At 68.2% G+C, this 25,277-nt stretch carries 27 protein-coding genes; 16 read left to right on the forward strand and 11 right to left on the reverse strand.

Annotated features, from left to right (window positions below):
* The first annotated feature begins 18 nt into the window (after window positions 1-18).
* Window positions 19-1,305: a DUF2254 domain-containing protein gene (locus HT578_RS07255; protein WP_213503215.1), complete on the forward strand. Its 1,287-nt coding sequence runs from the start codon at window positions 19-21 to the stop codon at window positions 1,303-1,305.
* Between the two features lie 113 nt (window positions 1,306-1,418).
* Here HT578_RS07255 and HT578_RS07260 read toward each other — a convergent pair whose 3' ends face one another.
* Window positions 1,419-2,423: a TerC family protein gene (locus HT578_RS07260; protein ID WP_213503218.1), complete on the reverse strand. Its 1,005-nt coding sequence runs from the start codon at window positions 2,421-2,423 to the stop codon at window positions 1,419-1,421.
* An 85-nt stretch (window positions 2,424-2,508) separates the two neighbouring features.
* On the reverse strand, window positions 2,509-2,682 hold the full coding sequence (locus tag HT578_RS07265; protein ID WP_213503220.1) for a hypothetical protein: 174 nt from the start codon (window positions 2,680-2,682) through the stop codon (window positions 2,509-2,511).
* 350 nt (window positions 2,683-3,032) lie between these two features.
* Here HT578_RS07265 and HT578_RS07270 point away from each other — a divergent pair, with 350 nt between their 5' ends.
* From HT578_RS07270 to HT578_RS22175, 9 genes are all read left to right on the forward strand, one after another.
* The gene (locus tag HT578_RS07270; RefSeq protein WP_213503222.1) at window positions 3,033-3,926 is read left to right on the forward strand and encodes an SPFH domain-containing protein; all 894 of its coding nucleotides are present in this window, start codon (window positions 3,033-3,035) and stop codon (window positions 3,924-3,926) included.
* A 22-nt stretch (window positions 3,927-3,948) separates the two neighbouring features.
* Entirely contained in the window at window positions 3,949-4,176 is a 228-nt protein-coding gene (locus HT578_RS07275) for a type II toxin-antitoxin system antitoxin (RefSeq protein ID WP_039391231.1), read from the forward strand.
* Window positions 4,173-4,490 (forward strand): hypothetical protein, encoded by a 318-nt coding sequence (locus HT578_RS07280; protein ID WP_239026539.1) that lies wholly within the window; start codon window positions 4,173-4,175, stop codon window positions 4,488-4,490. Before HT578_RS07275 ends, HT578_RS07280 begins: the two co-directional genes overlap by 4 nt.
* Before the next feature lie 75 nt (window positions 4,491-4,565).
* Window positions 4,566-5,516: a right-handed parallel beta-helix repeat-containing protein gene (locus HT578_RS07285; protein ID WP_213503224.1), complete on the forward strand. Its 951-nt coding sequence runs from the start codon at window positions 4,566-4,568 to the stop codon at window positions 5,514-5,516.
* Window positions 5,517-5,685: 169 nt separating this feature from the next.
* Window positions 5,686-6,069: a hypothetical protein gene (locus HT578_RS07290; RefSeq protein WP_239026540.1), complete on the forward strand. Its 384-nt coding sequence runs from the start codon at window positions 5,686-5,688 to the stop codon at window positions 6,067-6,069.
* Between the two features lie 64 nt (window positions 6,070-6,133).
* On the forward strand, window positions 6,134-6,439 hold the full coding sequence (locus HT578_RS07295; protein WP_052322264.1) for a hypothetical protein: 306 nt from the start codon (window positions 6,134-6,136) through the stop codon (window positions 6,437-6,439).
* Between the two features lie 214 nt (window positions 6,440-6,653).
* Window positions 6,654-7,037: a hypothetical protein gene (locus HT578_RS07300; protein ID WP_239026540.1), complete on the forward strand. Its 384-nt coding sequence runs from the start codon at window positions 6,654-6,656 to the stop codon at window positions 7,035-7,037.
* 65 nt (window positions 7,038-7,102) lie between these two features.
* The gene (locus HT578_RS07305; protein ID WP_052322264.1) at window positions 7,103-7,408 is read left to right on the forward strand and encodes a hypothetical protein; all 306 of its coding nucleotides are present in this window, start codon (window positions 7,103-7,105) and stop codon (window positions 7,406-7,408) included.
* 214 nt (window positions 7,409-7,622) lie between these two features.
* Window positions 7,623-8,372 (forward strand): hypothetical protein, encoded by a 750-nt coding sequence (locus HT578_RS22175; protein ID WP_239026541.1) that lies wholly within the window; start codon window positions 7,623-7,625, stop codon window positions 8,370-8,372.
* A gap of 213 nt (window positions 8,373-8,585) precedes the next feature.
* On the opposite strand, the gene ribA is transcribed toward HT578_RS22175, so the two are convergent.
* The 8 genes from ribA to HT578_RS07355 all read right to left on the reverse strand — a co-directional run bounded on the left by ribA (window position 8,586) and on the right by HT578_RS07355 (window position 17,785).
* A complete protein-coding gene (gene ribA, locus HT578_RS07320) occupies window positions 8,586-9,647 on the reverse strand; it encodes a GTP cyclohydrolase II (protein WP_239026542.1) in 1,062 nt (353 codons plus the stop codon).
* 35 nt (window positions 9,648-9,682) lie between these two features.
* Complete coding sequence (gene xth / locus HT578_RS07325; protein ID WP_039392394.1) at window positions 9,683-10,471, reverse strand: exodeoxyribonuclease III; 789 nt, start codon at window positions 10,469-10,471, stop codon at window positions 9,683-9,685.
* 472 nt (window positions 10,472-10,943) lie between these two features.
* Window positions 10,944-11,621, reverse strand: a complete 678-nt coding sequence (locus tag HT578_RS07330) for a LolA family protein (RefSeq protein ID WP_213503234.1) — start codon at window positions 11,619-11,621, stop codon at window positions 10,944-10,946.
* A gap of 43 nt (window positions 11,622-11,664) precedes the next feature.
* On the reverse strand, window positions 11,665-11,832 hold the full coding sequence (gene rpmG, locus HT578_RS07335; RefSeq protein WP_039391223.1) for a 50S ribosomal protein L33: 168 nt from the start codon (window positions 11,830-11,832) through the stop codon (window positions 11,665-11,667).
* Window positions 11,833-11,976: 144 nt separating this feature from the next.
* Entirely contained in the window at window positions 11,977-12,765 is a 789-nt protein-coding gene (gene ppk2 / locus HT578_RS07340) for a polyphosphate kinase 2 (RefSeq protein WP_039392392.1), read from the reverse strand.
* Window positions 12,762-13,574 carry an undecaprenyl-diphosphate phosphatase gene (locus tag HT578_RS07345; RefSeq protein WP_213503236.1) on the reverse strand — a complete coding sequence of 271 codons (813 nt, stop codon included), beginning with the start codon at window positions 13,572-13,574 and terminating at the stop codon, window positions 12,762-12,764. The genes ppk2 and HT578_RS07345 overlap by 4 nt, the downstream gene beginning before the upstream one ends.
* 89 nt (window positions 13,575-13,663) lie before the next feature.
* Window positions 13,664-15,811, reverse strand: coding sequence for a M13 family metallopeptidase (locus HT578_RS07350; RefSeq protein WP_213503243.1), 2,148 nt, complete (start codon window positions 15,809-15,811; stop codon window positions 13,664-13,666).
* 117 nt (window positions 15,812-15,928) lie between these two features.
* A complete protein-coding gene (locus HT578_RS07355; RefSeq protein ID WP_213503245.1) occupies window positions 15,929-17,785 on the reverse strand; it encodes an ABC transporter transmembrane domain-containing protein in 1,857 nt (618 codons plus the stop codon).
* Between the two features lie 249 nt (window positions 17,786-18,034).
* Here HT578_RS07355 and HT578_RS07360 point away from each other — a divergent pair, with 249 nt between their 5' ends.
* The 5 genes from HT578_RS07360 (at window position 18,035) to HT578_RS07380 (ending at window position 22,478) form a co-directional block, all read left to right on the forward strand.
* Window positions 18,035-19,294, forward strand: coding sequence for a polyhydroxyalkanoate depolymerase (locus HT578_RS07360; RefSeq protein ID WP_213503247.1), 1,260 nt, complete (start codon window positions 18,035-18,037; stop codon window positions 19,292-19,294).
* Between the two features lie 132 nt (window positions 19,295-19,426).
* Window positions 19,427-20,065 (forward strand): murein L,D-transpeptidase catalytic domain-containing protein, encoded by a 639-nt coding sequence (locus HT578_RS07365; RefSeq protein WP_213503249.1) that lies wholly within the window; start codon window positions 19,427-19,429, stop codon window positions 20,063-20,065.
* Window positions 20,066-20,200: 135 nt separating this feature from the next.
* Window positions 20,201-20,815, forward strand: a complete 615-nt coding sequence (locus HT578_RS07370; RefSeq protein WP_213503251.1) for a TetR/AcrR family transcriptional regulator — start codon at window positions 20,201-20,203, stop codon at window positions 20,813-20,815.
* Window positions 20,816-20,856: 41 nt separating this feature from the next.
* The gene (locus HT578_RS07375) at window positions 20,857-21,879 is read left to right on the forward strand and encodes an XdhC family protein (protein WP_213503259.1); all 1,023 of its coding nucleotides are present in this window, start codon (window positions 20,857-20,859) and stop codon (window positions 21,877-21,879) included.
* 38 nt (window positions 21,880-21,917) lie between these two features.
* The gene (locus HT578_RS07380; RefSeq protein ID WP_239026606.1) at window positions 21,918-22,478 is read left to right on the forward strand and encodes a nucleotidyltransferase family protein; all 561 of its coding nucleotides are present in this window, start codon (window positions 21,918-21,920) and stop codon (window positions 22,476-22,478) included.
* A 3-nt stretch (window positions 22,479-22,481) separates the two neighbouring features.
* On the opposite strand, the gene HT578_RS07385 is transcribed toward HT578_RS07380, so the two are convergent.
* Window positions 22,482-23,051 carry a YqgE/AlgH family protein gene (locus tag HT578_RS07385; protein ID WP_213503261.1) on the reverse strand — a complete coding sequence of 190 codons (570 nt, stop codon included), beginning with the start codon at window positions 23,049-23,051 and terminating at the stop codon, window positions 22,482-22,484.
* A 130-nt stretch (window positions 23,052-23,181) separates the two neighbouring features.
* On the opposite strand from HT578_RS07385, the gene HT578_RS07390 reads away from it, so the two are divergent.
* Window positions 23,182-25,233, forward strand: coding sequence for a TonB-dependent receptor (locus tag HT578_RS07390; protein WP_213503263.1), 2,052 nt, complete (start codon window positions 23,182-23,184; stop codon window positions 25,231-25,233).
* The last annotated feature ends 44 nt before the right edge of the window (window positions 25,234-25,277 follow it).

Genomic DNA, 25,277 nt, shown 5'->3' on the forward strand with positions numbered 1-25,277 from the left:
GTTGGAAGGAAAACGTCAATGATCGCCCGCCTGCATTCGTACTGGTACGCCCTGCGCGCCAGCTACTGGTTCTACCCTGCCCTCTTTGCGCTGTGCTCGGTGCTGCTGGGCACACTGACGGTGGAACTGGACCACACAGACCTCCTTGCGCGCTTCGTCGAGGACGGCTGGCTGCGCCCGATGCACGCCTCGGACGCAAGCGATCTCCTGGGCGTGGCGACCGGCTCGATGCTGGGCGTGGCGGGCACGGTGTTCTCGATCACGATTGCCGCGGTGGCCTATGCCAGCGGCAACTATGGCCCACGCCTCCTGACCAACTTCATGGAGGACAAGGGCAACCAGCTCAGCCTTGCAACCTTCATCGGCACCTTCGTCTATGGCCTTACCGTCATGCGCGCGATGCGCGGCGGCGGGGGCGAGGACGAGGCCTTCGTGCCGCAGATCTCGCTCCTTGTCGCCTTCGCCTTCCTGATCGTGACGACGGCGGTGCTGGTCTATTTCCTCCACCACATCCCCGCCAGCATCCGCATCGACACCGTGCTCGAAGCGATCGGTCGGCGCCTGCTGCGCCAGATCGCCACGCGCTATCCCGAGGAAGGTTCGCGCGACCCGGCCCGCCGCGCGACCCCGCGGGGTGAGGCCATCTGCGCGCAGGAGACCGGCTACGTGCGCGTGATCGAACTCGACACCCTGTGCGAGGTCGCCGCGCGCCACGATCGGCTCGTCAATCTGGCCGTGCGCACCGGCGACTTCGTCTATCCCGGCGTCGTCCTCGCCCATACCGACGCGCGCCGCCTCGACGGTTCGTTTGCCGGCGAAGTGCGCGCGACAATGGCGCTTGGCGCCTCGCGCACGGCCGAGCAGGACATCGAGTTCTCGATGGACGAACTGGTCGAGATTGCGCTGCGCGCGCTGTCGCCGGGAATCAACGATCCCTTCACCGCGATCACCGCGCTCCACTGGATCGGCGCGGCTACCGCCGATTTCGGACGCCGGGACCTTGCCTTCGAGACCTGGAACACGGGCGATCCGGCCTGCCCCGTCGCGCGCCTCCACAGCGATTTCGCGCACTTCCTCCAGCGTGGGTTTGTCGCCATGCGCAGCGCGGTGGCGACCAGCCGCCTTGCCGCGCTGATGGCGCTGGAGTCCCTCCACACCGCATCGCAGCAGGTGACCTCCGCGCACCGGCGCCGGTTGCTGCTGGAAGAGATGGACCGACTGGCCGAGCAGGCCGCAGAGCACCTCTCCGGCCCCGACATTGCCCTGGTGCGTGAACGGCACGCTCTGTTGCGCGGTGAGGGTTGAAGAAGGAAGGTGGATTCAAGGGGCCATCGCCCCTTGACCCCGGAATGGGCCGCCTCACCTTTCTCCGCTAGGGCAGCGCGCGCAAGGTGAGGTCAGCCCGAGGGCGATGGCCCTCAGGCCTTCTTCGCCCCCTCCCCGCGCGTCATCACCAGCGACCAGATCACCCCGCCCGCAATGAGGGCCACGGTCACGCCCAGGCTCAGGACCGGCGGGATCTTGGCGCCCGACAGCAGGAAGTCGGAGACGAAGATCTTGCCCCCGATGAAGACGAGGACGAGCGCGAGCGCGTACTGCAGGTAGTGAAAGCGGTGTACCATCGCGGCGAGCGCGAAGTACAGCGCGCGCAGGCCCAGGATCGCCATGATGTTCGAGGTGTAGACGATGAAGGTGTCGCGCGTGATCGTGAAGATCGCGGGCACCGAATCGACCGCAAAGACAAGGTCGGCCAGGTTGATGACCACCAGCGCCAGGAACAGCGGCGTCGCGGCCCAGACCAGACGGCTCCCGCGCGCGCCCTCGGGTGCCTCGGGATTGGCCGGGACCTTCACGAAGAAATGCTCGGCGTGGTGCTCCTTGGTGACGCGAAGGTGCGTGGAGATCCAGCGCACGGCCGCGTTGTTGCCCACGTCCGGCTCGCTCTCACCCGTCACCAGCATCTTGAGGCCGGTGAAGATCAGGAACGCGGCGAACAGGTACATCACCCAGTACGCGCTCTCGATCATCGCCGCGCCGCCCGCGATCATGATCCCGCGCAGCACGATGACCGCCAGGATACCCCACAGGAGCGCGCGGTACTGGTATTTGCGCTCCACCGCGAAGAAGCTGAAGATCATCGAAATGACGAAGACGTTGTCGATCGAGAGCGCCTTCTCGATGAAGTAGCCGGTATAGTACTCCATGCCCGCCGTGGGGCCCTTCTGGACCCAGATCCAGCCGCCGAAGATCATGGCGATGCCGATGTAGAAGACCGACAGCTTGAGCGATTCGCCGATGCCCATTTCCTTGTCGTCCTTGTGCAGGACACCAAGATCGAAGGCGGTCAAGGCGATGACGATGGCGATGAACGCGAGCCAGAACCACAGGCTCGTGCCCATCCAGTAGGTCGATAGAAATTCCATGGATCAGGACCTGCTTGGTACGGGGAAAAGGAAGCGCCGGCGCGTCGGAGGGGGACTTACGCGCCGGCGCGGGAACAGGCCGTTGTCAGGCCGTCGCCATGGGGGATGGCAGGCGCTGGAGCCTGTTCCGAAGGGTTTCCTTTGCCGTGAGCAGAAGGGCGATCAGGGCCGGATCGGACGTGCGTCCGGCCTGCAGGCGACGAAGCCGCGAATCCAGTCGCGCCAGCGTCTCAAGCATTGCATACATCTTATCGGTCATCGGTCATTCCCTGTCGAACGCATGTGATAGTTCGATCGGTCGAGACGACGCTTGGTTGCATGGGGCGGTGCAAGTTTGCCCCTGAAACCGCAATTTGGACCCGTGGAATACATGCGCGACCCGGATCGTTGCATCGGTCTTTCCCGATGCGGTCCGACATCACGCGGCGATCAGCGCTCCGCATGGAAGAGGCTCAATCGCTCGCGCCAGAGGGGCCCGGCCCGCTCCATCCATATAAGACCAAAACGCTCTTGTTACAACCGCGCCTTCCCGCACATGTCCTCACACGCCTTGACCTGCCGCGCAAAACGATATTAATATGATATCACTTTAACAGGGAGAGCCTATCGATGTCCGCCAACCTTCAGCCGATGAACGCCAGCCGCGAACGCCCCGCGTCCGCCTTCAACGGCTACCTCATGCTGGTTGTGCTTCTGGGGCTGGCACTGCTTGCCCTCCTCAGTGTGGGGGGCGGGGTCGGTACGGGCTCTCCGGTCTTTCTGCTCCTGCTGGTCCCCAGCGCGCTCGCCGCGCTGCTCGTGCTTCCGGGTTTCTACATGATCCAGCCCAACCAGGGCGCGGCCATCGTCCTGTTCGGCAGCTACCGCGGGACCGATCGCACGACGGGCCTGCGCTGGACCTGGCCGTGGATGATGAAGTCCAAGGTCTCGGTGCGCACCAACAACATCGTCTCGGAAAAGCTCAAGGTGAACGACCTGCGCGGCAATCCCATCGAGATCGCCGCCAACGTGGTCTGGCGCGTCTCCGACACCGCCCAGGCGCTCTACGATGTCGACGACTACCACAGCTTCGTCGACGTCCAGATCGAAGCGGCCGTGCGCACCATCGGCTCGCGCTACCCTTACGATGGCGAGGACGAGGACACGACGCTGCGCGGCAGCCACGAGGACGTCAACCGCGAGCTGCGCGAGGAACTGAACGAGCGGCTGCGCGTGGCCGGCGTGACGGTCGACGAATGCGGCCTCACCCACCTTGCCTACGCCCCCGAGATCGCGGGCGCCATGCTGCGCCGCCAGCAGGCCGAAGCGGTCATCGCCGCGCGCCGCAAGCTGGTCGAGGGCGCGGTCTCGATGGTCGAGATGGCGCTGGCGCAGCTCTCGGAGAAGCAGGTCGTCGAGCTTGATGACGAACGCCGCGCGGCGATGGTCTCCAACCTCATGGTCGTGCTGTGCGGCGAGCGGGACACCCAGCCCGTCGTCAACGCCGGCTCGCTCTACCAGTAGTAAGGCGCTGCGGCGGCCCGTCATGCCCAGTTCCGCGAAGAAGGCCTTTCCCCTGCGGCTCGATCCCGAGCTTCACGCCGCGCTGGAGCGCGCAGCCGCAGGCGACCTGCGCTCGGTGAATGCCGAGATCGAGGTCCTGCTGCGCGAGGCGCTCGCCCGGCGCGGGGTGAAGGTTCCGGTCAGCCCGCCCTCGCGGCGCGGCCGTCCGCCTGCAACGTCCACGTCAAAGCCCGGGAGTGAGGAGACATGAGCACCCGCAATACGCGCAAGGCCCGCGAGGCCGCCCGCGCCGAGAAGGCAAGGAAAGAGGCCGAGGCCCGCGCCTGGTTCGCCCCCAAGCGCTATGGCCTGGGCTCGGGCCTTCCGATCCGCTGGCAGGGCTGGCTGGTCTACGCCCTCTACCTCGCCGCCATCGCGGGCTGCGTGGCTCTTTTCCAGACGGGGACCACCGGCGCACGGGGCAGCGCCATCGGCCTGTTCCTCGCCGTCAGCGCGCTTGTCCTGCCGATTTGCGCGCACCACACGCGGGGCGGCTGGCGCTGGCGCTGGGGGCGCACCGACTAGGGCCGCCTGTACCGAAGCGGGACGGCGGCCTTTCGCGTTTACCCTTTGCGCCCCAACCGGGCGTAAGACCTTGCCATGCGCACGACCCGACTCGCCCTTGCGGCTGCCCTGCTGGGAGCCAGCCCGCTCCTCCCCGCCGCCTCCTCCGCACAAGGGCAGGAGACGCCGTACACCGTCGTGGAGAGCCAGCGCAGCTACGCGCGCCTGCAGGAAGCGGTCGACGCCATCGGCGATGGCACGGGCACGATCCGCTTCGCCCCGCGCCGCTACGCCGACTGCGCGGTGCAGACGCAAGGCTCCATCACCTACCAGGCGCAGGTCCCCGGGCAGGCCGTCCTCGATGGCGTGACCTGCGAGGGCAAGGCCGCGCTGGTCCTGCGCGGACGCGCCGCACGCATCGAGGGGCTCGTCTTCGCCAACTTCCGCGTGCCCGAAAAGAACGGCGCAGGCGTCCGCCTCGAACACGGCGACCTCTCGGTCTCGCAAAGCTGGTTTCGCGACAGCGAGCAGGGCATCCTGACGGGCAGCGACCCGGACGGGCGCATCGCCATCGACAAGTCGACCTTCACGCGCCTGGGTACGTGCGAGGGGCCGGGCTGCGCGCACTCGCTCTACATCGGCGACTACGGCACGCTGACCGTCACGCGCAGCCGCTTCGAGGCGGGCACGGGCGGGCACTACGTCAAGAGCCGGGCCGCGCGCGTCGCCATCCTCAACTCCAGCTTCGACGACACGCAGGGGCGCGCCACCAATTACATGATCGACCTGCCCGATGGCGCGACCGGTGAAATCGCCGACAACTGGTTCGTTCAGGGCCGCGACAAGGAGAACTACTCCGCCTTCATCGCGCTCGCCGCCGAACACCGGAACCACCCCTCGGCAGGCCTCTCGGTCCACGGCAACAACGCCCGCTTCGCGCCGGGGATCGAGCGGCGCAGCGCCTTTGTCGCCGACTGGACGAAGGAGCCCATCCGCATCGAGGGCAACACGCTGGGCGCAGGGCTCGTCCGGTTCGAGGCGCGCTGAGGTTCGCTACAGGGGCAGAAGGGAAAAAGATATCCGAGGGCCATCGCCCTCGGGCTCCCCGAACTGTCGACCTCGGGGCTCTCGCGCCACGCTGGCTGAGAACGGTGAGGTCGCCCATGCGCCCCGCCAGCCGAGACCCCACGCCTCACCGCAAGCGCGTTGCGTGATAATGTATCCTCGTATACACGGCGAGGCGATGAGCTTTGGCCTCACCTTCCTCCTGCGCATGCGCATTTGGGCGCTTCTGCTGCTGGCCGCGATTGGCCTCCAGGCGGCAGAGCCCATCCGTGCCCCGCTCGAACGCGCCCCGGGCTCGGCCTGGAGTTCGGCGACAAGCGACCTTGCGCTCTCGCCCTCGCGGCGCGGTGAGGACGGCGCGCAGGACACCGCTCCCCAGCCTCCCCAGCCGCTTCCCGAGCGCAGCACCGCAGGCTTGAGCCCGAATGCGCCTGCCGTGCTCGCGGCGCTTTCGCTGGCCCCGCGCGCGCAGGCTCCGCCGCCCCAGCGCCATCCCGCACGCCCCCCGAACAGCACCGCCCCGCCCCGCGCCTGAACCGACCCCGGCCGGGTGCGCCCTTGGCGCGCCCTCCCCCCCGCTTCGTTTCAGGACACTCTGCATGCTGCCCATCGAGAACGCAGGCGTCGTTGCCGCCGAAGAGCGCGCCCACGTCGCCTATCTGCTGACACGCTATCCCCACGAACTCACGCTGCGCGAGACCGAGGACCTCACCAACTGGTTCGACCGCGTCGCCACCCCGGCCGACGTCCTCGCGCTGGCGCAGGACCCGACCATCGCCCCCCACTACCGCGCGTTCCGCGCCGCCCATTACGGAGTTTCCGGACCGAGAAGAATTGGCCGGCTGCTTGTCGTGCTTGGGACGGTCGCAGCCGTCGCGGGCGCGCTATCCCTCATGGCGCCCTGACGGCGGAAGCCGGGGCGCGTTTCCCCCCAAGCATCCCGCGCGCGCCCCGGCTTCCAAACTTTCCGATGGAGATCATTTCCGAGGGCCATCGCCCTCGGGCTCCCCGAACTGTCGACCTCGGGGCTCTCGCGCCACGCTGGCTGAGAACGGTGAGGTCGCCCATGCGCCCCGCCAGCCGAGACCCCACGCCTCACCGCAAGCGCGTTGCGTGATAATGTATCCTCGTATACACGGCGAGGCGATGAGCTTTGGCCTCACCTTCCTCCTGCGCATGCGCATTTGGGCGCTTCTGCTGCTGGCCGCGATTGGCCTCCAGGCGGCAGAGCCCATCCGTGCCCCGCTCGAACGCGCCCCGGGCTCGGCCTGGAGTTCGGCGACAAGCGACCTTGCGCTCTCGCCCTCGCGGCGCGGTGAGGACGGCGCGCAGGACACCGCTCCCCAGCCTCCCCAGCCGCTTCCCGAGCGCAGCACCGCAGGCTTGAGCCCGAATGCGCCTGCCGTGCTCGCGGCGCTTTCGCTGGCCCCGCGCGCGCAGGCTCCGCCGCCCCAGCGCCATCCCGCACGCCCCCCGAACAGCACCGCCCCGCCCCGCGCCTGAACCGACCCCGGCCGGGTGCGCCCTTTGGCGCGCCCTCCCCCCCGCTTCGTTTCAGGACACTCTGCATGCTGCCCATCGAGAACGCAGGCGTCGTTGCCGCCGAAGAGCGCGCCCACGTCGCCTATCTGCTGACACGCTATCCCCACGAACTCACGCTGCGCGAGACCGAGGACCTCACCAACTGGTTCGACCGCGTCGCCACCCCGGCCGACGTCCTCGCGCTGGCGCAGGACCCGACCATCGCCCCCCACTACCGCGCGTTCCGCGCCGCCCATTACGGAGTTTCCGGACCGAGAAGAATTGGCCGGCTGCTTGTCGTGCTTGGGACGGTCGCAGCCGTCGCGGGCGCGCTATCCCTCATGGCGCCCTGACGGCGGAAGCCGGGGCGCGTTTCCCCCCAAGCATCCCGCGCGCGCCCCGGCTTCCAAACTTTCCGATGGAGATCATTTCCGAGGGCCATCGCCCTCGGGCTCCCCGAACTGTCGACCTCAAGGCTCTTGCGCCACGCTGGCTGAGAACGGTGAGGTCGCCCATGCGCCCCGCCAGCCGAGACCCCACGCCTCACCGCAAGCGCGTTGCGTGATAATGTATCCTCGTATACACGGCGAGGCGATGAGCTTTGGCCTCACCTTCCTCCTGCGCATGCGCATTTGGGCGCTTCTGCTGCTGGCCGCGATTGGCCTCCAGGCGGCAGAGCCCATCCGTGCCCCGCTCGAACGCGCCCCGGGCTCGGCCTGGAGTTCGGCGACAAGCGACCTTGCGCTCTCGCCCTCGCGGCGCGGTGAGGACGGCGCGCAGGACACCGCCCCAGCCTCCCAGCCGCTTCCCGAGCGCAGCACCGCAGGCTTGAGCCCGAATGCGCCTGCCGTGCTCGCGGCGCTTGCTGGCCCCGCGCGCGCAGGCTCCGCCGCCCCAGCGCCATCCCGCACGCCCCCCGAACAGCACCGCCCCGCCCCGCGCCTGAACCGACCCCGGCCGGGTGCGCCCTTTGGCGCGCCCTCCCCCCCGCTTCGTTTCAGGACACTCTGCATGCTGCCCATCGAGAACGCAGGCGTCGTTGCCGCCGAAGAGCGCGCCCACGTCGCCTATCTGCTGACACGCTATCCCCACGAACTCACGCTGCGCGAGACCGAGGACCTCACCAACTGGTTCGACCGCGTCGCCACCCCGGCCGACGTCCTCGCGCTGGCGCAGGACCCGACCATCGCCCCCCACTACCGCGCGTTCCGCGCCGCCCATTACGGAGTTTCCGGACCGAGAAGAATTGGCCGGCTGCTTGTCGTGCTTGGGACGGTCGCAGCCGTCGCGGGCGCGCTATCCCTCATGGCGCCCTGACGGCGGAAGCCGGGGCGCGTTTCCCCCCAAGCATCCCGCGCGCGCCCCGGCTTCCAAACTTTCCGATGGAGATCATTTCCGAGGGCCATCGCCCTCGGGCTCCCCGAACTGTCGACCTCAAGGCTCTTGCGCCACGCGGGTTGAGAGAGGTGAGGTCGCCCGTTTTGGGGTCAAGGGGCGATGGCCCCTTGAAAAAACCCTTCCCTCTTCGGCTTAGAGAATGTGTCCGGTCCGATCCCGCTTGGTATCGAGATAACGCGCGTTGTGCGGGTTCGCTGGCAGCTTGTGCGCCACGCGCTCCACCACATCGACGCCCACGCCCTTGAGCGCTTCGACCTTGGAGGGGTTGTTCGTCATCAGCCGGATCGCGCCGACCTTGAGCAGGTCCAGCATCCGCGCCGCGACGGGAAAGTCGCGCGCTTCGGTGGGAAGGCCCAGGCGATTGTTGGCATCGACCGTGTCGAGCCCCTGGTCCTGCAGGCGATAGGCGCGCAGCTTGTTGATGAGCCCGATCCCGCGCCCTTCCTGGCGCATGTAGAGAAGGACGCCCCAGCCCCCTTCCTCCGCCTCGGCCGCCATCGCGCTGAGGGCCGCCTGGAGCTGCGGCCCGCAGTCGCACTTGAGCGAGCCCAGGATGTCGCCTGTCAGGCATTCCGAATGGAGCCGCACCAACGGCACGCGCGCCTTGGACGGCGTGCCGATCACCAGCGCGACGTGCTCGCGCATGTCATCGGCCGAGCGGAAGGCCACGATCTCGCTGTTCTCGCAGACTTCGACCGGCAGGCGCGCGCGCGAGGCAATGCCCAGGCGCGCGGTGTCCTTCCAGGCGTCGAGGTCGGCGACGGCGAGCGTCTGCGCGGCCCCGGCCTCGATATCCGGCGCAACGAGGAAGGCCGGCAGGATGCCGGCAAGGCGCGCCAGCTCCATCGCCACGCGCGCAGCTGCGCCATCGCCAAAGCCTTCGGCCAGCGGCAGCGCCGCGAAAGGACCCTTCATCGGGTAGTCGAGATCGAGCGCGGGATCGGCGATTGCCCGCGCGGTCTCCAGCGTGAAGGGCTCCGCCGCGCGGATCAGCACCGGGGCCTCGGGCACCGCCGCCTCGCGCTGGTTCGCAAGTTTCAGCGTCACCGCGCGGGCCGAGGAGATCAGCATGCGCGGCGCGGCCGTACCCGGCGCAAAGCCGGTCTCGGCGGGCAGGAGGATCTCGCCCTCCCCCACCTGCGGCCCCACGCGGATCGGCCAGCCATGGCGCAGCGCGTCGATGGCCAGCGCCACCCGGCGCGCCGGGAGGGAAAAGGCCGGCGCCGTGCTCAGAGCGCGAACTCCGTGATCAGCGGCACGTGGTCGCTGGGCTTCTCCCACTTGCGGGTTTCCTCGATGATGTGGTGCGCGCGCGCCTTCGCGGCGAGGTCGGGCGAGGCCCACATGTGGTCGAGACGGCGGCCCTGGTCCTTCTGGCGCCAGTAGCTGCGGTAGGACCACCAGGAGTAGTTGCGCTCGGGCGCGGGGATGAACTGACGGCCCAGATCCACCCAGCCGTGCGCATCGCGGAACTTGCCCAGCGTCTCGACCTCGATCGGCGTATGGCTGACGACCTTCAGGAGCGCCTTGTGGTCGTAGACGTCGCTTTCGAGCGGGGCGATGTTGAAGTCCCCCACAATCAGCGTGGGGCGATCAATCTTCGCCGCCCACTCGGTCATGCGCGCGAGGAAGTCGAGCTTCTGGCCGAACTTGGGATTGACCTCGCGGTCGGCGACATCGCCGCCCGCCGGGATGTAGACGTTCTCGACGATGAGGCCCTTGCCCTCACCCTGCAGCTCGACGCCGACGTGGCGAGCCTCGCCGTTGTCCTGCCAATCGTAGCGGCTGCACTCCACGAAGGGGACCTTCGAGACGGTGGCGACGCCGTGATAGCCCTTCTGGCCGCAGATCGCGCGGTGGGTATAGCCCAGGCGCTCGAACATCTCGTGCGGGAAGAGATGCTCGGCGACCTTGATCTCCTGAAGGCACAGGACATCGGGCGCCTGCTCGGTCAGGAAGCGCTCGACCTGGTCGATGCGCAGACGGACGGAGTTGATATTCCACGTGGCAATTTTCATGGGAGCCGCTTTAGGCAGCGCGTCGCCGAAAGGCCAGAGGGCGCGCTTCCCCTTTTCGCATGTGGCCGGAGGCCGGAGCGCATCTCCGCCGGGCAAACAAAAACCCTCGAGCCGGGGGCAAGGGCTCGAGGGTCCTGTCAGCGTTCGTCACGCTTGCCGGTCGGTCTCTTGAGAGGCATGGGCAACAGGGGGGAAACCCGCCTCGGACCGTTCCGACACCCCCTATGTAGGACGATTTGGCTGTCTGTTAAGTGAACAGATCGCGCGAAAATGTCGCCGTTTGTCGCAAGAATGTGCACACCCGCGACCAGATGCCGAATCCCGTCGACGAACCGCGCACGCAAGCCCCTCCGCGCGATTCCCAGCCACACACGAAAAAGGGCCCGGAAACGGTCCGGACCCTCTTTGGGAAATCCCCGGTGCGACTGTGCGACTGTGCGAATCGCGCGGTGCCCAGGGCGTGCAACGGCGTTCAGTGTGTCCTGCGGCGCGGGCGCGGGTCCTTCCAGCGGAACGCGTCCTCGCCCACCGCCACGCCGTAGCGCTGGTTGGAAAGCTGGATCGTGGTGCGCGTGTTCTGCGCATCGAGCGCGACCCAGTAGGCCAGTTCAAGACCGCCCGGCGCGGACGCCTTGCGGGTGAAGATCAGGGTGATGATCCCGTACTCGGGATGCTCGCTGTCGCGCACCTCGACCGAGATCACGTCCGGATTTCCGGTGTCGCGCACGGTGCCGTATTTGGCGACATCGCGGCTGGGATCGAGCAGCGCGCCGAGCGGGCTGTTCTTGATCGGCCAGCGCTGAACCTGGTTGACCTCGTAGTCGATCATGGTCAGCGCCTTGCCGTCGCCCACGATCAGCATCGGCACGCTCTTCTCGTACTCGAAGCGGATGCGGCCCGGACGCTTGAGCGTCAGCGTGCCCCTCACCTGCCCGCCGTTGCGGTCGCGCTGGATGAAGTCGGCCTTGAGCGTCGTGATCGCGCGCAGCGCCTTCACCGCCTGGTCAAGCTTGGCGGCATTGCTGCTGGCGGGCGCGGCCAGAACCGGAGCGGGCGAAAGCGTGGCACAAACGCCAAGCGCGGCCGCTCCCAAGGCAATGGGGGCCGCCGCGCCGGAAATCATGCGGAAGGTCTTCGTCAGTGTCTTCATGGCAAGGGCTCCTGGGCCCAGCGCCTTGAACCGACGGTGAACCTTACTTGATCTTGGCTTCCTTGAACTCGACGTGCTTGCGCACGACGGGATCGTACTTACGGAAGTTCATCTTCTCGGTCGTGTTCCGGGGGTTCTTCTTCGTGACGTAGAAAAATCCGGTGTCAGCGGTCGAGACCAGACGGATCTTGACGGTTGCGGGCTTCGCCATGGCGGTTTCCTGTAATCTCTCGTTTCAGCCGCCCTGGCAGGCCGGCATCTGCGTTGAAAATGAAGCGGGTGGCTTTGCAGCGCCGCCCTTCAAGGTTGCGCCCCTTGCGTCATGGGTGCCCGAAAGTCAAGGCGGGCAGGCCACTCAAGGCACTTCATAGGGCGGAATCGGCTCGATCAGCCTGAATTCTTCCACGGCGGGCGCCTTTTCGAGCGGCTCGATGACAATTTCGGGGGGATCGACTCGGGTGTCGGGAAGCCGGTCGAGCAGATTGCGAATCAGCGTAAGGCGCCCAAGCTTCTGGTCGTTGAAGTCGACCAGGGTCCAGGGGGCGTGGCGGCTGTGGGTCGCCTCCAGCATCGCGGCGCGCGCCTTGCTGTAGGCCTCGTACTTGGCGCGCGCGGCCAGATCGACGGGCGAGAGCTTCCAGCGCTTGAGCGGATCCTCCAGCCGTTCGCGCAGGCGCTCCTCCTGCTGCTCCTGGTCGCAGGTCAGCCAATACTTGAAGAGGAGGATGCCGTCATCGACCAGCATGCGTTCAAACGCGGGCGCCTGGGCGAGGAACTGCTCGACCTGCGCGCTGGTGGCATAGCCCATGACCTTCTCGACGCCCGCGCGGTTGTACCAGGAGCGGTCGAACAGGACGATCTCGCCGGTGCTCGGCAGGTGCTGGACGTAGCGCTGGAAATACCACTCGCCCTGCTCGCGCGCGCTGGGCGGTCCCAGCGCCACGGTGCGGCACTGGCGCGGATTGAGATAGGAGGAGACGGCGCGGATCGCCCCGCCCTTGCCCGCCGTATCGCGGCCCTCGAAGAGGACCACGATGCGCGCGCCGGTCGCCTTGGCCCAGCGGGCCATACCGACAAGTTCTTCCTGCAGCGGCGCGAGGGCGGCCTCGTAGTCCTTCTTCTTCAGCCGCCCCGCCACGCTCAGGCGCGGCCCAGCAGGAACAGCGCGAGGACGCCCGCGGCCAGGCGATACCAGGCAAACGGCGAGAAGCCCGAACGGCTGACAAAGGCCATGAACGCCTTGATGACGACCAGCGCGACGACGAAGGAGACGACGAAACCGATCGCGATCTCGCTCCAGCCGACAGGACCGGTGCCCGCCATCAGCTCCTCACGGTGCTTGACGACCGAGAGGAAGGTGGCGCCCACCATCGTGGGGACGGCAAGGAAGAAGCTGAATTCGGCGGCCGTGCGGCGCTCGATGCCCATGGCCAGCGCGCCCATGATGGTCGCGCCCGAACGGCTGGTGCCCGGCACCATGGCGAGGCACTGGGCAAAGCCCACGCCCACGCACTTGGACAGCGGCAGTTCGGCCACGCCGGTCAGCGGGCCGGGCTTGGCCACCTTCTCGATGGCAAGGATGGCAATGCCGCCCACGATCAGCGCCCAGGCGACGACACTGGGCGAGCCCAGCAGGCTCTCGATCCAGTCGTTGAGCAGAAGGCCCAGGACCGCCGAGGGCATGAACGCGACGACGACATTGCGCACGAAGCGGATCGAGGTGGGGTTGAGTTCGAGCAGGCCCATGCCGACCGCCCAGAAGGTGCGCCAGAAGTGGGCGATGACAGCCAGGATCGCGCCCAGCTGGATGACGACGTTGAACGTCGCCCATATCTCGGAATCGTAGCCGAATATCTGGGTGGCAAGGATGAGATGGCCCGTCGAGGAGACGGGCAGAAACTCGGTGAGTCCCTCGACGATGCCGAGGAGAATAGCTGTCAGTGTAAGGTCCATCGCGGACAAGGTTCATGCAGCACGCAGGGGGCAAGTCAACCCGCTGCGTGCTGCACTGCAATAAAATGCCACGAAAAGGCGTTGAAGCGTTACCAGATACGGACGCGTTCTTCGGGCGGCAGGTAGAGGTCATCGCCCGGCTTTACATCGAAGGCCTTGTACCATTCATCGAAGTTACGAACGATGCCGTTGACGCGGTAGTGCGGCGGGGCGTGCGGATCGGTCATCAGCATCTGGCGGGCCTGCGCCTCGCGGGTCTTGCTGCGCCAGACCTGCGCCCAGCCCATGAAGAAGCGCTGGTCGCCGGTGAAGCCGTCGATCACCGGGGCCTCCTTGCCGCCGAGCGCCATCTTGTAGGCCCGGTAGGCGAGGCTGAGGCCGCCCAGGTCGCCGATGTTCTCGCCCATGGTGAGCTTGCCGTTCACGCAGGTCTCGCCGTCATCGAAGGGGCAGAAGCTGTTGTACTGGGCTTCCAGCTTGTCCTGCAGTTCCTGGAAGTTGGCCTTGTCCTGCGGGGTCCACCAGTCGCGCATGTTGCCCGTGCCATCGGACTTGGCGCCCTGGTCGTCGAAGCCGTGGCCCATCTCGTGGCCGATCACTGCGCCGATGGCGCCGTAGTTCACCGCCGGATCGGCCGAGAGATTGAAGAAGGGAGGCTGGAGGATCGCGGCCGGGAAGACGATCTCGTTCATCGTCGAGTTGTAGTAGGCGTTGACCGTCTCGGGCAGCATGGCCCACTCGCTGCGGTCGACCGGCTGGCCGATGCGGCCCATCTCGAAGTTGTTTTCCCAGGCCCCGGCGGCCAGGCTGTTGCCGATCGGATCGCTGGCCGAAAACTCCAGTCCCTCATAGGTCTTGAAGGTGTCGGGCGCGCCGATCTTGGGGGTGAAGGCGTCCAGCTTGGCCTGCGCCTCGCGGCGGGTCTCCGGGCCCATCCAGTCAAGCTCCTGGAGATTCACCGCCATCGCCTTGCGCAAGTTGGCGACGAGGGCCTCCATCTTGGCCTTCTGCTCGGGCGGATAGTGGCGCTCGGCGTAGAGCTTGCCAACGAGTTCGCCCGCCAGCCCCTCGACCGCGGCGACGCCGCGCTTCCAGCGCGGGCGCTGCTCGGGCTGGCCCGACAGCGTGGTGCCGTAGAAGGCGAAGGAGGCCTCATCGATGTCGCTGGGCAGCATCGAGGCGTGGCCGCTGACAAAGCGCGCGGCGAGCCAGGCCTGCCAGGTGGCGACGGGCACCTCGTCGATCAGCCTGGCGACGACCGGCAGACCGCCGCCCATCAGCGCCTGCGCCTGCGCGGCGTCCAGCTTGGCCGCGTCCAGTTCCTCGGCCGTGGCCGGGATCTCGCTGGCGATGACGTAGGAGGCCTGGTCGGCGCCCAGCGTGTCGAGGAAGGTCGAGAGCACGCCCGAGCTCCCCAGCGCCTCGTACTGCGCACGGGTCAGCTTGTTGTAGGTGAGGTCATCGTTGCGCGCGGCGACGCGGTCCCAGTCGGCCTCGGCAATGCGCGTTTCCAGCGAGAGCACGGCCTTGGCCGCTGCGCCCGGATCCTGGTAGCCGACCTTGCCAAGCAGGAAGGTCAGGTACTCAAGATAGGCGCTGCGGATCTTCTGCGAGCGCTCGTCGGTCTTGAGGTAGTAGTTGCGGTCGGGCAGGCCCAGCCCCGAGACGTAGCTGTGGAGCGCGTAGATATCGCTCTGCTTGGCGTCCGCCCCCACGTAGATCCCGATAGGCGAGGCATAGCCGGGCGAGGCGAACAGCCTGGCCAGGTCCTGCGGGCTCTTCGCGGCGAAGATGCGCTCCATGTAGGGCTGGATCGGGGCGAGGCCCTTCGCGTTGATCGCATCGACGTCCATGTACGCCTTGTAGGCCGCGGCCACGCGCGCCGCATCGCTGCCCGGCGCCGGGTTGGAGGCGAGCAGCTCGTTCATGATCGCGTGCATGCGCTGCTGGGAAAGTTCGCTCAGTTCCAGGAACGAGCCCCAGCGGGTGCGGTCGGCGGGCAGTTCCACGCTGTCGACCCATACGCCGCTGACGTAGCGGTCGAAATCGTCGCCGGGCTTGGTCGCGGTGTCCATCCACTGGGTCTGGATGCCGAAGTCCCCCCAGTCGTCCGAGGGCGTGAGCGGGGAAGCTTCCTGCGCGCTGGCCTGTTCCGGCGCGGCGAGGACGGGGGAAGCGAAAGCGATGGCGAGGCCGCTCGCCGCGAGAGCGAGGGCACGCCCCTTGAAGTTACGCATGCAATACCTTTGCTTGGGGGTTGGGCATCAGCGTCGATCTCTTACGGATCGATCAAAGCCCGGCAAGATAATTGCAATTTGACGCAACGCCAGCGCACAAGGGCGCCGCCCATGTCGTTAGCCGAGCGCTGTGGCCCGTTCGTCGAACTGGAGCGAGGCGAGGCGTGCATAGAGGCCGCCCGCCTGCGTGAGCGCGGCGTGTGTCCCCTCCTCGACGATTCGCCCGCCATCCATGACCACGATCCGGTCGGCCTCGCGCACGGTCGAAAGGCGGTGCGCGATGACGAGCGTGGTGCGGCTCTGCATCAGCGTGTCGAGCGCGTCCTGCACCAGACGCTCGCTCTCGGCGTCGAGCGCGCTCGTCGCCTCGTCCAGCAGCAGGATCGGCGCGTCGCGCAAGAGCGCGCGGGCAATCGCGATGCGCTGGCGCTGGCCGCCCGACAGGCGCGCCCCGTCCTCGCCCAGGAACGTGTCGAGCCCGTCCGGGAGCATGCCCAGGAAGTCCTCGGCGTTGGCCGCGCGCGCGGCCTCCCAGATCATCGCATCGTCCGCGTCGGGCCGGCCGTAGCGCAGGTTCTCGCGCGCGCTGGCGGCGAACAGCACGCCTTCCTGCGGCACCAGCGCGATGCGCGCGCGCACGTCGCTCGGGTCTGCCGAGGAGAGCGGCACGCCGTCGATCTTCACCACGCCCCCCTGCGGGTCGTAGAACCGCTCGGCGAGCTGGAACAGCGTGGACTTGCCCGCGCCGGAAGGGCCAACGATGGCGACCGTCTCGCCCGGCTCGACGGTCAGGCTGAAGTCGACCAGCGCGGCCATGTCCGGCCGGGTGGGATAGCGGAAGGTGACCTTCTCGAAGGCGATCTTGCCGCGCGGCGGCACGGGCAGCGCCTGCGGGCGCGCGGGCGACGCGATCTCGGGCTCCTCGGAGAGCAGTTCGGCCAGACGGCTGGCCGCGCCCGCCCCGCGCACGAGGTCGCCATAGACCTCGGTCAGCGAGCCGAACGCACCCGCCACGATACCCGCCGTGACGACGAAGGCAGCAATCGTGCCGCCCGTGATCGTGCCTTCGGCAACGCCGATGGCGCCGCGCCACATGATGATCGTGATCGAGCCGAAGATGAGGAACATCATCACCGCGGTCATCACCGCACGGATCAGGATGCGCTTACGGCCGGTATCAAAGGTGCGCTCCACCGCGGCGCTGAAGCGCCCGCCCTCGCGCTCCTGCTGGTTGAAGGCCTGGACTACGCGCAAGGCGCCGAGCACCTCGGCGGTCATCGCGCCGATATCGGCAACCCGGTCCTGGCTCTTGCGCGCGACGACGCGCAGACGCCGCCCGAAGACGGTGATCGGCACGATCACCACGGGGATCGCGACCAGAAGCCCCGCCGTCAGGCTGGGCGCAAGCGCGAAGAGGAAGATCACGCCCCCTGTCGCCATGATCGCGTTGCGCAGCGCGACCGAGACGGTGGTGCCCACCACCTGCTCGATGATCGCGGTGTCCGCGGTCATGCGCGAGGCGATTTCCTTGGGGCTGTTCTCCTCGAAGAAGCCGGGCGCAAGCGCGAGCAGGTGGCGCTGGACGCGCAGGCGGATGTCGGCCACCACGCGCTCGCCCAGCCAGGACACCGAGTAGAAACGGATCGAGGTCGCGATGGCCAGGACCACCACCACGCCCAGCAGCATCAGGAACCAGGTGCGGATCACGTCGTGATCGGCCCCTTGCGCAAAGCCCTGGTCGATCACGCGGCGAAAGCCATAGGGAATCGCCAGCGTCGACATCGCCGAGACGACGAGCGCGGTGCCCGCCACGGCCATCCGGCCCGGATACTTGAAGAGTTCGCGCCAGACCATCGCGAGCGGGCGCAGCGAGCGTCGCGGGCGTCTGGGCGCCGCATCCTCACGGGACGCGGAGGTATCCTCCGGGGACGCAGGGGTCTCGATGCTCTCGGCCGGGCCGTCTGGGGATTGCATGATCCAGCGCCTTACAAGGTCAAGGGGGCAAGGGAAAGGGCAAGACACGCGCCCCGACTTTCATTGCCTGTTCACCGTCACCTGCCAATATCCGGAAGGATACGAAGCGCTTAGCCGCAATTGCGGGGTCTTATCGTCTTTTCACCTTGGACTATTCGGTAATGCCGCATTGCACGGCCACGCTTTAGAGACCAGATAGCGCCTAGAAATGGCATGCCGCCTCCCCCCCGGGCGGCCAGGAGATACCACTTGCTTTACAACGCCTACGAATTGCAGCGCACCATGCTCAGCGGCGCGGCGGCCTGGGCTTCGGTCGGCGCCGAGCTCCTGACGAATCCTTCCCTCCCCATGGGTTACATGGGCTTGGGCCCCTACATGGCCTCGGCCCTCGACGTCTTCGCGCACGCCGCCGCGCCGCGCGGCAAGCCCGCCTTCGACATCGAATCGGTCGAGGTGGATGGAACGCTCCACGCCGTTACCGAATCGATTGTCCTGCACCGTCCCTTCGGCAACCTGCTGCGCTTCGAGCGCGCCGGGCTTCCCAAGGACGCGCCGCGCCTCCTCGTCGCCGCCCCCATGAGCGGCCACTACGCGACGCTCCTGCGCGGCACGGTCGCGCGCATGCTGGAAAGCTGCGTCGTCTACATCACCGACTGGGCCGACGCGAAGATGGTGCCCGAAAGCGAAGGCCGCTTCGATCTCGACGACTATATCGACTACCTGATCGGGTTCCTCGAATTCATCGGCCCCAACACGCACATGCTCGCCGTGTGCCAGCCCTCGGTGCCCGCCTTTGCGGCTGCGGCCGTGATGGGCAAGCACAAGAACCCGTGCCGCCCGGCCACGCTGACCATGATGGGCGGGCCGATCGACACCCGCGAGGCGCCCACCAGCGTCAACGACGTGGCGATGAACCAGCCGCTGTCCTGGTTCAAGCACAACGTCATTGCCACCGTGCCGCTGTCCTATCCGGGCGCGGGCCGCGAGGTCTATCCCGGTTTCCTGCAGCTCGCCGGCTTCATGGCGATGAACCTAGGCAACCACATGATGAGCCACTACGGCATGTTCAAGCACCTCGTCGAAGGCGACGGGGAAAGCGCGGGCGCGACCAAGGCCTTCTACGATGAATACCGCTCGGTCTGCGACATGACCGCCGACTTCTACCTGCAGACGGTCGAACACGTCTTCCAGAAGCACTCGCTGCCCAAGGGCGAGTTCGTCCACCGCGGCGAGGTGATCGATCCGGGCGCGATCCGCGACACCGCGCTTCTTGCCGTCGAGGGCGAGAAGGACGACATCTCGGGGATTGGCCAGACCCGCGCGGCGCTGCACCTTGCGCCCAACCTGCCCGAGGCGAAGAAGCGCTACTACCTCGCCGAGAAGGTCGGCCACTACGGCATCTTCAACGGTTCGAAGTGGCGCGGGCGCATTGCCCCCGTGCTCGAGGACTGGATGCGCACGCACCCCACGGTCGAGCCCGCCAGCAAGGCGAGCAAGGCCAAGGCCTGATCGACAGGCCCCTCGCGTATCGGCACGGATCGGCACAAGGAGCCGGGGGAGGCGACAGGACGCCTTCCCGGCTCGCCGATCCGCACGCCTCCCCGCTGGCGCACGCGTGCCCGGCGTGGTATTTTGTCCATTATGAACCCACTGCTTGGCCGACGACATTTCCTCCACGGCAGCCTCGGCGCCGGGCTTGCGCTGACCCTTCCGGGCCGGGCGCTCGCCGCAACTGCGCCCGCGACGGCTGCGTCCACCACCCCCTATGAGCGCCGCGTGCTCGCATCCGCGCACGCGCAGGCCACCCGCGTCGGCGATGCGGTGTGGCGCAAGGACATCGTGGGCATGGCCGATTTCGCCCTGCCCTCCTGGAAGCCGCGCCTGCACTTCGCCAACCTGGAGAATGGCACGGTCCGCTCGTTCCTGCTCGCCCACGGGCGCGGCTCGGACCCGGAACATAGCGGCTGGCTGCAGTCCTTCTCGAACGCGCCGGGATCGCTGGCCACCTCGCGCGGGGCCTTCCTCACCTGCGAATGGTACAAGGGCAAGTACGGCACCTCGATCCGCCTCGTTGGCCTCGATGACGACAACTCCGCCGCGCTCGAACGCCTGATCGTGGTCCACCCGGCCTGGTACGCCGATGCCGCGATGCTCGACAAGTACGGCAAGCTGGGGCGCAGCGAGGGCTGCTTCGCGATGGGCGATGCCGATTTCAAGCAGGCGCTCTGGCACCTCTCGGGCGGGCGCCTGCTCTACGCGGACCGCATCGGCGAGGGGTAACCCGGCTCCGCGCGTTAAGGACTGGAAGGCCCCAAAATGCGGATATTCGGGCTGAAAGTTCGCTTGGCGACCATTCCTGCAATTAACCGGCGCCTTTGTTAGACACCTATCCGGTATAGTGATACGCGCCCGGGCATGGAGAAAAACCTCACGGCCCTCAAGCAGGAGGCACCCACCGACGCGCGTCAGGTCCGATCGCGCAAGGCGCTCAACGCGACCTTGCTCGACCTGCTGGCCCAGCGCACCTTCGACGAGCTCACCATTCGCGAGATCACCGCGCGGGCGGGCACCGGCTACGCGACGTTTTTCCGGCATTTCAGCACCAAGGAAGCGTTGCTCTCCGACCTCGTCGTCGATCCCATCGACGAGCTGCTCACCCGCACGCTCGCCCTGCTCGACAGCCCCCGGACCCGGGAGGCACCGAGCGTGCGCGAACTGTGCGCCTGGGTCGCGGGCGACCGCGCGTTCTGGGCCCCGCTCCTCACCGGAGGCGCGGCCGGGCTCGTGCGTTCGGAGTTCCTGCGCCAGGCCCGGGAACGCGCCGCAGCCGGCCATGGACTCCATCGTGAAGACACCTGGCTTCCCGCCGACCTCGCGCTGATCCATGGGGTCAGCTCGGTCATCGGCGTGCTCACCTGGTGGCTGCGCCAGGGCGAGGACGGCAGCCTCGAGCAGGTTGCCATGATCCTCGAACGCATGGTAATTGCCCCGATCACGCAGGACGCAGCTGTCGAGGCAGCGCTGTCCTGAGAACGGAACACCACCGGACAGACCACGGGCGCCACGCAAGCATGACACAAACCGAGATCGCGGCGCCCTTCGCCGAGATTGCCGACGCCGACTGGCCGACCTTCGGCTGGAGCGACGATATTCGCCCCGCGCTCGCGCGCGCGCTCGAAGCCGGGAAACCCGCGGCCCTCGCCACGCTCTACAAGGTCGAAGGCAGCGCCCCGCGCGGCCCTGGCTCGCAGATGCTCTTCACCGCCCAGGACACCGACGCGGCGCGCATCGCCGTGAGCGGCTACTTCTCGGGCGACTGCATCGAGGGCGATGTCGCCAGCCACGCCGCCGCCGTCCTGACAGATGGCCAGCCGCGCCGCCTCCACTACGGCACCGGCAGCCCCTGGATCGACATTCGCCTGCGCTGCGGCGGCGCGCTCTTCATCCTGGTCGAGCGCATCGCGCCCGACTGCCCGGCCGCCCACGCGCTCCTCGACCACGCCCGCGCCCGCACCTCGTGCCGCTGGATCAGCGATGGCACCACGCGCCGGGTCGAAGCCGGGCGCGGCCCGCTCCTGGACCTGGAAGACGCCGACGCGGTGCGCCTTGCCCGCCGCTTCGACCCGCCGCGCCGCCTGATCGTCTCGGGCGGGGATCCCGGCGCGCTCGCTGCGGCACAGCTGGCCGCGCTCAGCCAGTTCGAGACCGTCCTCGTGCGGCCCGATGGCCCGGCCAGCCCGCCGCCCTTCCCGGTCTCGCAGTACCGCCGCGAGGACCCGGCCCGCGCGCTGGAGGAGCTCGGCCTCGACCGCTGGACCGCCTATCTGGGGGCCACGCACGAGGACCACCACGATCTGGGCGGCTGCCTTGCCGCGCTTCGTGGCCAGGCGGGCTACGTTGCGATGATCGGGGCGCGTTCGCGCGCGCCTGCCCGCCTCGCCGCGCTCGAAGCCGCGGGCGCGAGCCCGGACGAGCTGGAACGCCTGCGCCTCTCGCCGGGCATGACCGGCCTGGGCAAAGCGCCCTGGGAAGTCGCCACCGGGATCATCGCCGAGATCATGCAGGCGCTCAACCCGGCCGGAGAGCGCGCCTGAGCGCGGCCACCACCCCATCCGCGCGCGCCGCGCTCGTCCTGGCGGCAGGCTCGGCACGGCGGTTCGGCTCGGACAAGCTCTCCGCGACCTTCGAGGGCGAGCCGCTGGTCCACCATGCCCTGCGCACAGCCTGCGCAGCCCCCGTGGACAAGGTCGTCGTCGCCGCCCGGCCCGACCTCGACCTGTCGCAGTGGCAGGCGCCCGAGGGGGCCCCGCCCGTCACGATCCTGCGCGTGGAGAGCCAGGCGCTATCGACCACGCTCAAGGCCGGCGTCGCGGCCCTGGGCGATGTGGACACGCTCTTCGTGTTCCTGGGCGACATGCCCCGCGTGCCGCCCGGCGAGGCCGCGCATCTGGCCCGGATCCTCGCGGACAACTTCGCCGCCTTGCCGCGCCATGGGGGCAAGCCCGGCCATCCGGTCCTGCTCTCGGCCCGCGCGCTGGCTGACGTTCCCACGCTGACAGGCGATGCCGGTGCCGGGCAGATCCTGCGCGGACGATCCGACGTGGCCGTTCACGAAACCGACGATCCCGCCGTCCGGCTCGACATCGACCGCCCGGAAGACCTCGCGCGCCTCAAGGGCGGGACCCCAGACTGACCCTCAGGCGTTGCCGGTCTGGCTGGCGAGAAGCCCCGGATCGATGCCCTCGTGCTTCCAGGCGCCCGTCCAGCGCGCCTCGGGCGCGGTGTCGAAGAGCACCTCGCGGCTGCCTTGCGCGGCGTACCAGCCGTGGTGGCGCATTTCCTCTTCCAGCTGCCCCGGCGCCCAGCCCGCATAGCCCAGCGCCATGACCCACTGGCTGGGCCCACGCCCCTGCGCAATCGCGCGCAGGATGTCCATCGAGGCCGAGAGCGCGCACAAGGGGCCTTCCTGGGTGTGCACCTCGATCGAGTCCCCGCCGCCCCAGTCGAGCGAATGCAGCACGAAGCCGCGCCCCGGCTCCACCGGCCCGCCGTTCAGCACCGCGCAGTCGGGCGCCATCGCGGTGTCGAGCCCCAGATCATCGAGAATGGCGTGGAAGGTCACGCCCTCGCGCACCTCGCCCACGTTGATGCCCAGCGCGCCGTGTTCGTCGTGCACGCACAGCACGTTCACCGAACGCTCGAAACGCGGATCGAACATGCCCGGCATGGCCAGAAGCATGCGGCCGGCAAGATACTGTCCTTCCATCACCCTTTCGGACTCTACCCGTCTGTCCGCGCGCGACAAGGTGCAAGTCCTCCTTTTCGCCCGCACGGCGCGAATAAAGTCTACGCAAGGGGTTGTTCGCACCTCATCGGCAATTAAGCCTGCCCGGGTCATGAAAAATACAATCGCACAAAGCCTGTTCGGCACCACCGCCCTCGTTCTCGGCCTCGTTGCAAGCAGCAGCGCGCTGGCCGCGGACGCCGAGGCCCCCACGGCGATGGAGAGCGCCGATGCCGGGCCCATCATCGTCACCGGCCACGGCCTTGCCGACAGCCCGGCGACCGTCGCCTACGATGTCGAGACCATCGCGCGCGACGAACTCGTGTCGAGCGCCTCGGGCCGGATCGAGGATGTCCTCGCCTCGGTCGCAGGCTTCCAGCAGTTCCGCCGCTCGGACAGCCGCTCCTCGAACCCGTCCGCACAAGGGGCGACGCTGCGCGCGCTGGGCGGCAATGCATCGAGCCGCGCGCTGGTCCTCCTCGACGGCGTGCCCGTCTCCAACCCCTTCTTCGGTTACGTCCCCTTCACCGCGCTTGCGCCCGAGCGCCTGTCCTCGGTGCGCGTGACGCGCGGCGGCGGCGCGGGCGCCTTTGGCAGCGGCGCGATCTCGGGCACGATCGAGCTGATGAGCGCAGGCCCTGAGACGCTTGGCGCCTTTTCGGGCACCGCGCTCGTCAACGACAGAGGCGGCACCCAAGGTTCGGTGAGCACCGCCCAGACGCTGGGCAAGGGCTTTATCGTGGCGGGCGTGCAATGGGACCGGGGCCAGGGCTTCTGGACAACGCCCAAGGACCAGCGCGTGGACGCCTCCGCGCGCGCGGCCTACGAGAGCCTGTCCGGCTCGCTGCGCGCGGTCGCCCCGCTGGGCGAGACGCTGGAGATCCAGGCCTCGGCCCTTGTCTATGATGACCAGCGCACACTGCGCTTCGAGGACGCCGACAGCTCGGCCTCGGGCCAGCAGGCCAGCCTGCGCCTCGTCGGCCGGGGCGAATGGCAGTTCGACGTGCTGGGCTATGTCCAGGCGCAGGACTTTTCCAACCGCGTCATCAGTTCCACCCGCTTCGTGCGCGCGCTCGAACAGATCAAGACGCCCACGCTCGCAACCGGCGGCAAGTTCGAACTGCGCCCGCCGGTAGGTGCCGACCACGTGCTGCGGCTGGGCGCCGATATCCGCCTTGTCGGCGGGCATCTGGCCGAAGCGCCCTACAGCACCTTCACCGGCCAGCAGACCGCCTTTCGCCGCGCGGGCGGCGACCAGTCGGACCTCGGGCTCTTCCTGGAGGACGACTGGACGCTGGGCAACCTCGTCCTCACCGCGGGCGCGCGCGCGGACCGCTGGACGATCCGCAACGGCTTCTACCGTGAACTGGATAGCCAGGGTTCGCTCAGCCAGGACACCCGCCATCCTGACCGTTCGGGCTGGGACGGAAGTTTCCGGGGCGGCGCGCTGTGGACGGTGAGCCCCGCGATCCGCCTGCGCGCGGCGGCCTACACCAGCCTGCGCCTGCCCACCTTGAACGAACTCTACCGCCCCTTCGTGGTCTTCCCTGTCACCACCAACGCCAACGCCGATCTCGCCCCTGAGAAGCTGCGCGGCTACGAGGCGGGTGTGGAGCTGACCCCGGCCGAGGGCCTGCGCCTTGCCGTCACCGCCTTCGACAACAAGGTGAAGAACGCGATCGCCAACGTCACGCTCGATGCCACGACGCGCCAGCGCCAGAACGTCGATGCCATCCGCGCGCGCGGGATCGAGGCCACCGCCGCGCTCACCGTGGGCACGGTCAGCTTCGACGGCTCGCTCGCCTGGACCGATGCCAAGGTCGAGGCCCAGGGCATCCAGGCCGCGCTTGACGGGATGCGCCCCTCGCAGGTGCCGCGCCTCGCCGCGAGCGCGACGCTGGGCTGGAGACCGCGCGCGGGCTGGCACCTGGCCGCCACGCTGCGCCACGTCGGCAAGCAGTACGAGGACGACCAGGAGACCGATGCCCTTCCCGCCGCGACCACGCTCGACGCCTTCGCGCAGGTGCCTCTGGCCGGACCGCTCGCGCTGATCCTGCGCGGCGAGAACCTGTTTGACGAGACCATCGTCACGCGCAACCAGTCGGGCTCGATGGACCTGGGCACCCCGCGCACCCTGTGGGCGGGCTTTCGCGTGGAGATTTGATGTCCCGGCACTGGTACTTGCCCTGAGAGGTCCCTAAATACACC

This window comes from Novosphingobium decolorationis (assembly GCF_018417475.1).
Classification (GTDB): domain Bacteria; phylum Pseudomonadota; class Alphaproteobacteria; order Sphingomonadales; family Sphingomonadaceae; genus Novosphingobium; species Novosphingobium decolorationis.